This window comes from Mycobacterium cajalii (assembly GCF_045809005.2).
Classification (GTDB): domain Bacteria; phylum Actinomycetota; class Actinomycetes; order Mycobacteriales; family Mycobacteriaceae; genus Mycobacterium.
The window spans coordinates 4,487,253-4,499,187 of sequence record NZ_CM141436.1 but is presented as its reverse complement, the minus strand read 5'-3'; the positions used below and the strand labels follow the sequence as shown (position 1 = coordinate 4,499,187).

Here is an 11,935-nt window from a genome sequence, read left to right as displayed (position 1 = left end):
GGTCCGCTGCGCGGACCGCATCGTCGCCGGGCGGGCCCATCCGTTAGCCTGGCGATCCATGGGCATCGTCGGAGTGGGGATCGACCTGGTTTCCATTCCTGATTTCGCCGAGCAGGTCGACCAGCCCGGAACGATCTTCTCGGAGACCTTCACCCCGGGCGAGCGTCGCGACGCGTCGGACAAGAGTTCGTCGGCGGCACGGCACCTGGCGGCCCGCTGGGCGGCCAAGGAGGCGGTGATCAAGGCCTGGTCGGGGTCGCGGTTCGCCCAGCGGCCGGTGTTACCGGAGGCCATCCACCGCGACATCGAGGTGGTCACCGACATGTGGGGACGGCCGCGGGTGCGGCTGACCGGCGACATCGCCAAGCACCTGGCCGACGTCACGATCCACGTGTCGCTGACCCACGAGGGCGACACCGCGGCCGCGGTCGCCATCCTGGAGGCGCCGTAGCCTCGACCGCGAGCGTGCGTGTTTGTACGCGACACGCCGGTGATGAGCGGCATTCTGCGCACGCTCGCGCGAAGAAAGGGGAGACCATGGGCGATCTCGTCGAGCGCGTCCGCGAGGTGCTGCCGTCGGTGCGTGCCGATCTCGAGGACCTGGTGCGCATCCCGTCGGTGTGGGCCGACGCCGGGCGGCGGCCCGAGGTGCACCGCAGCGCCCAGGCGGTGGCGGATCTGCTGGCGCAGGCCGGTTTCGGCGACGTGCGTATCGTCAGCGAGGGTGGCGCGCCGGCCGTCATCGCCCGGCATCCGGCCCCGCCCGGCGCCCCGACGGTCTTGCTCTACGCCCACCACGATGTGCAGCCCGAAGGGGACGAAAGCCAGTGGTTCTCGCCGCCTTTCGCGCCGACCGAGCGCGACGGCCGGCTCTACGGGCGCGGCAGCGCCGACGACAAGGCCGGCATCGCAACGCATCTGGCGGCGTTCCGGGCGCACGGCGGGCAGCCGCCCGTGGGCGTGACGGTTTTCGTCGAAGGCGAAGAGGAGTCCGGGTCGCCGTCCCTGGGCGCGTTGCTGGCCGCCCACCGCGGCGCGCTGGCCGCGGACGTGATCGTGATCGCGGACTCCGACAACTGGAGCGCCGAGACCCCGTCACTGACGGTGTCGCTGCGCGGGCTGGTCGACTGCGTGGTGGAGGTCGCCACCCTGGACCACGGGCTGCACTCCGGGCTGTGGGGTGGGGTGGTGCCCGACGCGCTCAGCGTGCTGGTGCGGCTGCTGGCCACCCTGCACGACGACGACGGCAACGTGGCCGTGCAAGGCCTGCACGAAACCGATGTAGCCGGCCTGAACTATCCCGACTTCCCGGCCGAGCGCGTCCGCGCCGACTCGGGCCTGCTGGACGGCGTGTCCGAGATCGGCTCGGGGTCGGTGCCGCAGCGGATGTGGGCCAAACCCGCCATCACGGTCATCGGCATCGACACCACACCGGTCGCGGCGGCCTCGAACACCCTCATCCCGCGGGCCCGGGCCAAGATCAGCATGCGCGTCGCCCCCGGCGGCGACGCCGCGGCGCACCTGGACGCATTGACCGCCCACCTGCAGCGGCATGCCCCGTGGGGCGCCCGCGTCAGCGTCACGCCCGGCGACAAGGGCGAGCCCTACGCGATCGACGCCACCGGCCCCGTCTATGACGCCGCGCGGGCGGCGTTCCGGCAGGCCTGGGGCGCCGACCCCATCGACATGGGCATGGGCGGCTCGATCCCGTTCATCGCCGAGTTCGCCGCGGCGTTCCCACAGGCCAAGATCCTGGTGACCGGCGTCGAGGACCCCGGCACCCAGGCGCACAGCGTCAACGAGAGCCTGCATCTGGGGGTGCTGGAACGCGCGGCGATCGCCGAGGCGCTGCTGCTGGCCGGCCTGGCCTGATCAGACCGACAGGTCGCGGCGCAGCTTGGCGACGTGGCCGGTGGCCTTGACGTTGTACTGCGCGACGGCGATCTTCCCCTTTTCGTCGACGACGAAGGTGGACCGGATCACGCCCTGCACCGTCTTGCCGTACATCTGCTTTTCGCCGTAGGCGCCCCAGGCGGTCAACACCTTGCGGTCGGGATCGGACAGCAACGGGAACGTCAGCTTCTCGGCGTCCCGGAACTTCCCCAGCTTCTCCGGCTTGTCGGGAGAGATCCCGACGACGTCGAGGCCGGCCGCGTTGAGCTCGCGCAGGCTGTCGCGGAAGTCGCAGGCCTGTTTGGTGCATCCCGGCGTGGAGGCGGCCGGGTAGAAGTACACGATGACGCGCCGTCCCTTGTAGTCGGCCAGCGACACCTTGTTGCCGTCGGCGTCAGGCAGGCTGAAAGCGGGCGCTTTGTCACCCGGCGCCAGCCGCGTGGTCTCGGTCAAGGTTCTTCCCTTTCTGTTCACCGCCGCGTCGGCATCGGCGCCAGCTGATCTAGGGTAGTGCCTGACGTGCACCAAGCGGACTTGGAGGACAGAGACGTGGCGGACCGGGATCCCGAGGTCATCAAGCAGGAGATCGACCGCGCGCGTGACCAGCTGGCGGCCACCGTCGATTCGCTCGCCGAGCGCGCCAACCCCCGCCGCCTCGCGGACGACATCAAGGCCAAGGCGATCGAATTCGTCACCAAGCCGGCGGTGATGGTGTCACTGGCGGGCGTCGGAACGCTCATCGTCGTGGTGGTGGTGCACCGGGTCAGGAATCGCTGACCGCGCGGGCGCTGCGCCGGACGTGAATTGGAATGTCATCGGCCCAAGGCTGGGTATCGGCCATGTCGGCGACGTCGACGTAGCCACGCTCGAACTCGCCCGTCGCGGCGTCGACCAGCCGGTATTCCTGCCGGTGCAGCGTGAAGAACGTACGGATGCGCTGGCTCGACATCGACAACGCGTCATACGCCGTGGTGCCCGAGTCGCCGCGCCGTGCCCACGACATCGCGTTCACACTCGTGCAGGCGCTGCACAGTCAGGACGCGAGTCCACCGTTTCTGCAAGCTGGCGCGGCCTATTACCGACGGCTGTATCGCGTGAACCCGGAGAAGATCCGCGCGGATTGGAGGGACTGGAACCCGCTCGCGCACGCGCACCAGCGGAGCATGCGGGGAAGGGCGGGTGGAGATGTCCCGCCGGAACAATTCAGTGGAACGGGAAGAAAATCGGCACCAGCAGCGGGGTCGCAATCAGCAGCAGGACGGTCAGGGGCGCGCCAAGCCGCATGAAGTCGGTGTACCGGTAGCCGCCCATCGCCCAGACGATGGTGTTGGTTTGGTAGCCGATGGGCGTCAGGAACGACTGGGTTGCACCGAACATCACGACCGCGGCGAACGGCAAGGCGTGCAACCCCACCTGCTCGGCGATGGCGATGGCGATGGGAAACATAAGCGCGGCCGCGGCCGCGTGCGAGATCACCTCGGTCACCAGCATCGTGGCCGCCAGGACGGCCGCGAGCAGGCCATAGGCGCCCAGCGGTGCCGCGGCGCCGACGACCGTGTGTGCCAGCTTGTGGGCGAGCCCGCTGCTCTCGACCGCGTGTCCGAGCGCGAAACTCGTCGCCATCAGAACCAGGACGTTGAGGTCGATCGACCGGCGCGCGTCTTCGACCGTCACGATCCGGGCCACGACCAGCCCGAACGCGACCAGCAGCGACACCTGCAACAGACTCAGGAGCCCCGTACCGGCCACGACGGCGAGCGCGACGATGCTCAGCTCCACGGCCCCGGCGTGCTCGCGGCGAATCGGCCTGTCCCAGTTCAGCGGAGCCACGATGGCGAAGTCGCGGTGCTGGTGAAAGCGTTGGCTGAAGTCGGGCCCTGCCAATACCAGCAGGACGTCTCCGGCCCGGAGACGCACCTCGCCGAGTTTGCCCTTCAGCTGCTCGCTGGACCGATGGATCGCCACGACCGCCGACCCGTAGCGGCGGCGAAACCCGGCGGCTTTGAGACTCGACCCGGCCAGCGGCGAGCCCGCACCGATCACCGCTTCGACGAACTGACGCTGGGGATTGCGTGCCAGATGGTCGAAGTGACGGGCCTCCGACGAGACCAGCCCCGACATGCGCTGTAAATCCAATACGCGCGCAAGGTTTCCGACGAAGACCAACCGGTCCCCGACGGCCAGTAGCTCGTCGGGTCCGATCGCCGCGATGACCCTGTTCCGGCGCTCGACTTCCACGAGGAACACGCCTTCGAGGTTGCGTAGGCCCGCTTCGGCGACGGTGGCACCGGCCAGCTCACTGTGGTGGGGAATCGTCATCTCCACGGTGAACTCGCGTTCGGTGCCGGCCAGGCTGTCGCCGGGTGCGGGACGTTTCGGGAGCAGGTGCGGTCCCAGCAACACCAGGAGGACGACGCCGCCGATGGCGAGGGGCAATCCGATTCCGGTGACCGAGAACAGGCTCAACCTGCCGAGGCCCGCCTTGTCGATGAGATCGTTGACGAACAGGTTGGTCGAGGTCCCGATCATCGTCGTCGAGCCACCCAGCATGATCGCGTAGCTCAAGGGCATCAGGTAGTGCGATGGCGATCGTCCGGTGCGTCGACACCAGCGGATCACCCGAGGGGCGAACATCGCCACCAGTGGGGTGTTGGCGATGAAGGCGGACGCCGCCGCAGCCGGTGCACATGTCCGCAAGAGCTCTCGGCGGGGTTGGGCTCGCGTGCTCCTGCCGAGCAGGCGCGAGGTAGCGCCCTCGAAGGCCCCGGTGACATCCGCCGCTCCGGCCACGACGTAGAGCGCGGCGACCACGGCCAGCGACTCGTTGGCGAAGCCCCCGAGAACTTGACTCTGGTCCACCACCCCCGCCAGGTAGAGGGCCAGCACCGCGCCGCCCATGACCAGAGGGGGATTGAACCGGTCGCGCACCAGCAGGACTATCGCCACGATGACCACCGCAAGGGTGATCCAGGCATCCGCAGTCATGATTGCTGCCCCTTTTGCCCGCTCGCGCGGGAGCGTCTACGCCGCCCCGCTTTACGCCGTCTGCCGGTTTGCTCAGCCTCGGTTAGGCCAGTGACTGAGCCAATCTAACCGATGCGCTGCGGACGGTGTCCTCGCACCGCCGGGACGCCCTCGTCGTCCAGGTCGTGGTGGCCCCGCCGGCGAGAGGCGTCGCACCACCATCCGGGCTGCAAACGTAAGTCACCGGCCCGGAATAGGTTTCGTCGATCATGCACCCGGGGTCCGCCGGGGAATGACCGGTTCGGTGGGTCGTCCAGGTTCCCGTCACCGTGAATCCCGATATTTTTTCGGTGAATTCGCTTGTGTAGGAGTCCGTCTCCGTTTTCCAGCTCTCCACGCAGGGGGTGATGGAATCTGCGGTGGCGCGGCGATCGCTGATTCCGCCGGCGCCGGGCTCCCGCCCCCGCCGATCCTTACGTGGGCGCCAGACGCTCACGCAGGTCGCTGCGCCGGTGGGGCAGGAGACCGGTGCAGCCGCACCAGATGCGTCCCCAGTCCGGCAGGGATGCGTGACGGGCGCGCTCACGGATCTGCTGGCTGATCTGACCGGGCGTGATCGCCGCAAAAGCCGCCTTCTGGCCGTTCGCGGGGTCGAACCTCGGCCTTCCCCGGCCCGGCGGCGCAGACGGGGCGGTTCTGCAGCTGCGGAAAGCGGCTCGGGCAAATGCAAAAGACCCCTCCGGAGTAGGGGTTTTCGGTGGTGCGCCGTCAGGGTTTCGAACCCCGGACCCGCTGATTAAGAGTCAGCTGCTCTACCAACTGAGCTAACGGCGCTTTCGGTCGGTCTCGACCGCGTTTGCGACAATAACAGGCATCCCGCCGCGGGACGAAATTGGCCGGATGCTCCCAGAATAGCGCAAGGGCGGCGGTCCCCGGTGTCGCCCCGGCCCCGCGACGAGCTCCCATGGTGACCGACTTGTGTCCGAAATCGCCGCCTTCGGCTCGTCACGGGGGCGTCGGCAAACCCCGTAAAATGCTTCCAACCATGCGGGTCAGTGGTGACCGGAGCAGGCAGGATGATGTGGAAGGTCACTCGATGGCGGCTTTGCTGATACGCCGATCGTGGCTGGCTGTGTTAGCCGTCACGGTTGCTGTGTTCGGCGTCTCGTGCAGCGCCGACCGCCGGGCGGCACCCGCGAACGTCATCGTCGACAAGGGCACCCCGTTCGCCGATCTGCTGGTCCCCAAGCTCACCGCCTCGGTGACCGACGGCGCCGTCGGCGTCACCGTGGACGCGCCGGTGACGGTGACCGTCGCCGACGGGGTGCTCGCGTCGGTCACCATGGTCAACGAGAACGGCAGGTCCATCAGCGGCCGGCTCAGCCCCGACGGCCTGCGCTGGGCGACCACCGAGCAACTCGGCTACAACCGGCGTTACACGCTGACCGCCAAGGCGCTGGGCCTGGGTGGCGCGGCGAGCCGGCAGATGACCTTCCAGACCAGTTCCCCCGCCCACCTGACCATGCCGTACGTCTATCCGGGCGACGGCGAGGTGGTGGGGATCGGTGAGCCGGTGGCGATCCGTTTCGACGAGAACATCGCCAACCGCGCCGCGGCGCAGCGGGCCATCACCATCACCACCGACCCGCCCGTCAAAGGCGCGTTCTACTGGCTGACCAACCGCGAGGTTCGTTGGCGCCCAGAGCATTTCTGGAAGCCAGGGACCACCATCGACGTAGCGGTCAACACCTACGGCGTCGATCTGGGCGACGGCATGTTCGGCGAGGACAACGTCAAGACGCACTTCACCATCGGTGACGAGGTCATCGCGACCGCCGACGACAGCACCAAGACGATCACCGTGCGGGTCAACGGCGACGTCGTCAAGACCATGCCGACGTCGATGGGCAAGGACAGCACCCCGACGGCCAACGGCATCTACATCGTCGGCTCGCGGTTCAAGCACATCATCATGGACTCCTCGACCTACGGGGTGCCCGTCAACTCGCCCAACGGATATCGCACGGAAGTCGACTGGGCCACGCAGATCTCCTACAGCGGCGTGTTCGTGCACTCCGCGCCGTGGTCGGTCGGCGCGCAGGGCCGCAGCAACACCAGCCACGGCTGCCTCAACGTCAGTCCGGCCAACGCCGAGTGGTTCTACGGCCATGTCAAGCGCGGCGACATCGTCGAGGTCGTCAACACCGTGGGCCCGACGCTGTCGGGCACCGAGGGCCTGGGCGACTGGAACATCCCGTGGCCGGTGTGGAAGGCCGGCAACGCCGACACCTGACGCAGTCGCGCAGCGTCGGCGACCGGCTTTGGCCCACCGTCGGGCATACGGAGGATCAACCCGTCGAGACTGCAATGAACAAGGTCAGAGGGGCTCGATACCACCTCTGACCGGTGGGGTGAGTGACGGGGCTCGAACCCGCGACTTCCAGGATCACAACCTGGTGCTCTACCAACTGAACTACACTCACCATGCCGCCGGGCCGGCCCCGGACCGGGGCCGACGAACGGCGACGTCGATACTAGCCGGTCGTTGGCCCGGGGGCCGAATCGTTTGGTTCCGGTGGGTCGCTTTTGTCCGCAAGGTGAGCGGCGACCGCCTCGATTTCGCTGGTAGAGGGGCCCGGCGGGGAAACGAAGGCGGTCCGGCGGTAGTACTGCAACTCGCGGATGGATTCGTGAATGTCGGCCAGTGCCCTGTGAGCGAGGCCCTTCTCTGGCTGGCCGAAGTAGATGCGTGGGTACCAGCGCCGGCAGAGTTCCTTGATCGAACTCACGTCGACCATCCGGTAGTGCAGGAACGAGTCCAGTGCGGGCATGTCACGGGCGATGAAGGAGCGGTCGGTGGCGATGGAGTTGCCCGCCAACGGCGCGCTCCTCGGTTGTCTGACGTGGGTGCCGATGTAGTCCATCACGATCGCCTCGGCGGCCGCCAGGTCGACGGTGGACGCTTTCACCTCGTCGGTGAGCCCGGACCGCGCATGCATGTCGGCGACGACGTCGATCATCGACGACAGAGCGGCGTCCTCGGCGTGGATGACGACGTCGACGCCCTCGCCCAGGATGTTCAGGTCGGGGTCGGTGACAAGTACCGCGATCTCGATCAGTTTGTCCGAACGCAGGTCCAGTCCGGTCATCTCGCAGTCGATCCACACCAATTCGTCCACCACAGCGCTCAGCGTAGGCGTACGCGAGCCATCGCTCCCGCATCCCCCTGGCAAGTAGGGTGAGTTTGCCGAGCGGGTGACGATCGTAAAGAGGGCGCAGCACATGAGCACCGAATCAGCGGCGACGGCCGCGCAACGGATCGCCGCCGGCTACGCCGTCGACGGCCGGTCCCTGGAACTGGGCAGCGTCGTCGTCGACGGTGTCGCCGACCCGGCCGCGCGGATTCGCATTCCGCTGGCCACGATCAACAGGCACGGTCTGGTGGCCGGGGCGACCGGGGCCGGCAAGACCAAGACGCTGCAACTGATCGCCGAGCAGCTCAGCGCCGCGGGCGTGGCCGTCTTGATGGCCGACGTCAAGGGCGACCTGTCGGGGTTGTCGCGACCGGGGGAGGCCAACGACAAGACGGCCGCGCGGGCCAAAGACACCGGCGACGACTGGGAGCCCGCGGCGTTCCCGGTGGAGTTTCTGTCGCTGGGCACCGGTGGCGTCGGTGTACCGGTGCGGGCGACCGTCGCCGGTTTCGGCCCGGTCCTGTTGTCGAAAGTGTTGGGGCTCAACGCCACCCAGGAGTCGACGCTCGGGCTGATTTTTCATTGGGCCAGGCAGGTCGACCGTCCGCTCGTCACACTGGACGATCTGCGCGCCGTGATCAGCCACCTGGCCGGCGACGAGGGCAAGGCCGACCTGAAAGACCTGGGCGGGGTCTCGTCGACGACGGCGGGCGTCATCCTGCGCGCGCTGGTGAATCTTGCCGGGGAGGGCGGTGACACCTTTTTCGGCGAGCCGAAGCTCGACCCCCACGACCTGCTGCGCGTCGACGCTCAGGGCCGGGGCATCATCTCGCTGCTGGAGTTCGGCGGTCAGTCGTTGCGCCCGGTCATCTTCTCCACCTTCCTGATGTGGCTGCTCGCCGAGTTGTTCGCCGAACTGGACGAGGTCGGTGACGTCGACAAGCCCAAGCTGGTCTTCTTCTTCGACGAGGCGCACCTGCTCTTCACCGACGCCTCCAAGGCGTTCCTCGAGCAGGTCGAGCAAACCGTCAAGCTGATCCGCTCCAAGGGCGTCGGGGTTTTCTTCTGCACCCAGTTGCCCACGGACGTGCCCAACGACGTGCTGTCCCAGCTCGGCGCGCGCATCCAGCACGCGCTGCGGGCGTTCACCCCCGACGACCAGCAGGCGCTCAGCAGGACCGTCCGCACGTATCCCAAAACCGATGTCTACGACCTGGAGTCGGCGTTGACGTCGCTGGGGATCGGCGAGGCCGTCGTCACCGTGTTGTCGGAGAAGGGCGCACCGACACCGGTGGCGTGGACGCGCTTGCGCGCACCCCGATCGCTGATGGCCGCGATCGGTACCGATGCGATCGCCGCGGCGGCCAAATCCAGTCCGCTGCAGGACAAGTACGGCAATACGGTGCAACGAGAGCCGCAGCCGCCGCAAGCCCGGTCCGGCTCCCCCTCGAGCCCGCCGGACGAACCGGTTCCGCCGATGCCGGAGCCCTTCGAGCCGGAGCGGCCCGGCGTGCTGGCAAGGCTGTGGCACGATCCGGAAGTGCAAAGCGCCGTGAACACGGGGATCCGCGAGCTCATCAGAGCCAAGTTCGGCACCGGCCGTCGCAAAGCGAGATAAGGATGGCCGCGCTCGTCGCGAGCATGACGCTCGCTTGCGACACTCTCTACCCGCCGCCCAGCTTCTTGTAGAAGCTGCCGACGATCGGCGCGACGATGGCGCGTGGGGCATACCCGCTGACCACCGACATGGCTTTGGATGTCAGTCCCGGGACGATGCGCATCTTGTTGCGTTCCAACGCATCCAGCGAGGCCTGGGCGGTGTGTTCGGTGGAGATCCACAAGAAGTCGGGCACCAGTCTTTCCACCAGCGAGGCCTCGGCGTCGTCGGGCAGATCGGTGCGCACCGGGCCCGGCGCCAGCAGGGTCACATGCACACCGGAGCCGTGCAGCTCCCCGCGCAACGATTCGCTGAAGGTGTTCGCGAACGCCTTGGTGGCGGCGTACGTCGCGTTGTAGGGAATGGGCGAGTTGCCCGCCGCCGAACCGGAAATCAAGATGCCGCCACCCCTCCGCGCCACCATGCCGGGCAGCACGGCCAACGTCAGGTCGTGCACCGCCACCGCATTCAGCTGGACCTGCGCCTTCTCGCCCGCCGGGTCGAGCTTCGTGATCGGACCGAAAGTCGCGGTGCCGGCATTGGCGCACAGGATGGAGACGGGGCGGGCGGCGAGTTCTTCGCACAGCTTCGCCCGGTCCGTGGGGTCGGCGAGGTCGGCGGGCCGGACGTCGACGGCGACGCGGTACCGGTCGGCCAGGCGGGCCGCCAGCTCGTTGAGCAGTTCCTCGCGTCGGGCGGTGATGATCAGGCTGTATCCGCGCGCCGCCAGTTCGGTGGCCAGCGCCGCACCGATGTTCTGCGAGGCCCCGGTGACGACCGCGCGCGCGTCGGGGCTGGGGGCGGGTACCGGCATGGGCCCATGGTAGACAGCGTGCGCGGCGGAGCCGGGCGCGGCGGGTCGCCTGCCCGTTCCAATAGAGTCGCCGACATGAATCGACCGGGGTCGCGTTCGGACGGGCCACTGTGGTCCCGAGTGGTGGCGTGGGCGCTATGGGATTGCGGCTCTCTCGGTATGAACGCCGTCGTGGCCACGTTCGTCTTCTCGGTCTATCTGACCGGCAGCGTGGGGAAGGGGCTGTCCGGTGGTACGTCGCCGGCCAGTTGGCTGGGTCGTGCGCTGGCCGTGTCGGGGGTGACCATCGCGGTGTTGGCGCCGCTCGTCGGCGTCTGGGTGGAAGCCCCGCATCGTCGGCGGGTGACGCTGACGGTTCTGAGCGGTCTCGCGGTGACGTCGACCAGCGCCATGTTCCTGATCCGCGACGATCCCGGTTATCTCTGGGCGGGTCTGCTGCTGCTTTCGGCCACGGCCGCGTGCGGTGATCTGGCCGGCGTTCCCTACAACGCCATGCTGCGTCAGATCTCGACGCCGCGGACGGTGGGGCGCATCTCCGGCCTGGGTGCGGCGGCAGGATTCACCGGCAGCGTCGTGCTGCTGCTATTGCTCTATACCGGCTTCATTTCCGGCAGCGGCCCGGTGCGCGGACTGTTGCGCGTGCCGGTCCACGACGGGCTCTACGTCCGGGAGGCGATGCTGCTGACCGCGGCGTGGTTCGCGGTGCTGGCGCTGCCGTTGCTGTTCGTCGCCCACCGGCTGCCCGACTCCGGCGAGGTGGCCTCGCATCCGACGAGCATGCTGGGCGGCTATCGCAAGCTGTGGGCGGAGGTCAGCGCCGAATGGCGCCGCGACCGCAACCTGGTCTATTTCCTGGGGGCCAGCGCGCTGTTCCGGGACGGGCTGGCGGCGGTGTTCGGCTTCGGCGCCGTGCTCGGCGTCAACGTCTACGGCCTCTCGCAGGCGGACGTGCTGGTGTTCGGCATGGCGGCCAGTGTGGTGGCCGCGGTCGGCGCGGTGGCCGGCGGGTTCGTCGACCACCGGATCGGATCCAAACCGGTCATCCTGGGGTCACTGACGGCGATCGTCCTCGTGGCGCTCGCTCTGATGGCGTCGTCCGGTGCGCATGCCTTCTGGTTGTGCGGGTTGCTGCTGGCCATGTTTGTCGGTCCGTCGCTGTCGTCGTCGCGCGCACTGCTGCTGCACCTGTCCAAGCACGGCGGGGAGGGCGTCGCGTTCGGCCTCTACACGATGACGGGTCGGGCGGCGTCGTTCCTGGCGCCGTGGCTGTTCTCGATTTTCGTCGACGTCTTCGGCGCCGTCCGCGCCGGTCTCGCCGGCATTTCCCTGGTGTTGATCGCCGGCCTGCTCGGGATGCTGGCGGTGCGTGCGCCGGCGCGCAGCGTCGTCCTCGCCGAACAGGCGTAGCGGCGC

General features: G+C 68.3%; 9 protein-coding genes, 2 tRNA genes and 2 pseudogenes. 6 read left to right on the top strand and 7 right to left on the bottom strand.

The genetic code is table 11. The features are described from left to right. Positions 1-58 precede the first annotated feature (58 nt). Positions 59-451, top strand: coding sequence for a holo-ACP synthase AcpS (gene acpS / locus ACJ512_RS21310; protein ID WP_407686105.1), 393 nt, complete (start codon positions 59-61; stop codon positions 449-451). Positions 452-537: 86 nt separating this feature from the next. Further along, positions 538-1,922, top strand: a pseudogene (locus ACJ512_RS21305) (M20/M25/M40 family metallo-hydrolase). Here ACJ512_RS21305 and bcp read toward each other — a convergent pair. Beyond that, a complete protein-coding gene (bcp, locus tag ACJ512_RS21300) occupies positions 1,873-2,346 on the bottom strand; it encodes a thioredoxin-dependent thiol peroxidase (protein WP_407686106.1) in 474 nt (157 codons plus the stop codon). The pseudogene ACJ512_RS21305 and the gene bcp sit on opposite strands and share 50 nt — an antisense overlap. Positions 2,347-2,442: 96 nt before the next feature. On the opposite strand from bcp, the gene ACJ512_RS21295 reads away from it, so the two are divergent. Further along, the gene (locus ACJ512_RS21295; RefSeq protein WP_407686107.1) at positions 2,443-2,670 is read left to right on the top strand and encodes a DUF3618 domain-containing protein; all 228 of its coding nucleotides are present in this window, start codon (positions 2,443-2,445) and stop codon (positions 2,668-2,670) included. On the opposite strand, the pseudogene ACJ512_RS21290 reads toward ACJ512_RS21295, so the two are convergent. From ACJ512_RS21290 to ACJ512_RS21280, 3 genes and pseudogenes are all read right to left on the bottom strand, one after another. Then, positions 2,657-2,809, bottom strand: a pseudogene (locus ACJ512_RS21290) (DUF3556 domain-containing protein); the annotation flags it as partial. The gene ACJ512_RS21295 and the pseudogene ACJ512_RS21290 overlap by 14 nt on opposite strands. Positions 2,810-3,096: 287 nt before the next feature. Further along, complete coding sequence (locus tag ACJ512_RS21285) at positions 3,097-4,878, bottom strand: SLC13 family permease (RefSeq protein WP_407686108.1); 1,782 nt, start codon at positions 4,876-4,878, stop codon at positions 3,097-3,099. Between the two features lie 737 nt (positions 4,879-5,615). Next, positions 5,616-5,691, bottom strand: a tRNA-Lys gene (locus tag ACJ512_RS21280). 262 nt (positions 5,692-5,953) lie between these two features. Between ACJ512_RS21280 and ACJ512_RS21275 the strand changes: the two genes are divergently transcribed. Continuing rightward, the gene (locus ACJ512_RS21275) at positions 5,954-7,150 is read left to right on the top strand and encodes a L,D-transpeptidase (RefSeq protein WP_407686109.1); all 1,197 of its coding nucleotides are present in this window, start codon (positions 5,954-5,956) and stop codon (positions 7,148-7,150) included. 114 nt (positions 7,151-7,264) lie between these two features. Here ACJ512_RS21275 and ACJ512_RS21270 read toward each other — a convergent pair. After that, positions 7,265-7,340, bottom strand: a tRNA-His gene (locus ACJ512_RS21270). 51 nt (positions 7,341-7,391) lie between these two features. Further along, a complete protein-coding gene (gene orn, locus ACJ512_RS21265) occupies positions 7,392-8,039 on the bottom strand; it encodes an oligoribonuclease (RefSeq protein WP_407686110.1) in 648 nt (215 codons plus the stop codon). A gap of 100 nt (positions 8,040-8,139) precedes the next feature. On the opposite strand from orn, the gene ACJ512_RS21260 reads away from it, so the two are divergent. Next, a complete protein-coding gene (locus ACJ512_RS21260) occupies positions 8,140-9,669 on the top strand; it encodes a helicase HerA-like domain-containing protein (RefSeq protein ID WP_407686111.1) in 1,530 nt (509 codons plus the stop codon). Between the two features lie 46 nt (positions 9,670-9,715). Here ACJ512_RS21260 and cmrA read toward each other — a convergent pair whose 3' ends face one another. Continuing rightward, positions 9,716-10,522 carry a mycolate reductase gene (gene cmrA / locus ACJ512_RS21255; RefSeq protein ID WP_407686112.1) on the bottom strand — a complete coding sequence of 269 codons (807 nt, stop codon included), beginning with the start codon at positions 10,520-10,522 and terminating at the stop codon, positions 9,716-9,718. Between the two features lie 75 nt (positions 10,523-10,597). Here cmrA and ACJ512_RS21250 point away from each other — a divergent pair, with 75 nt between their 5' ends. Then, positions 10,598-11,929 (top strand): MFS transporter, encoded by a 1,332-nt coding sequence (locus ACJ512_RS21250; protein WP_407686113.1) that lies wholly within the window; start codon positions 10,598-10,600, stop codon positions 11,927-11,929. Positions 11,930-11,935: the final 6 nt, after the last annotated feature.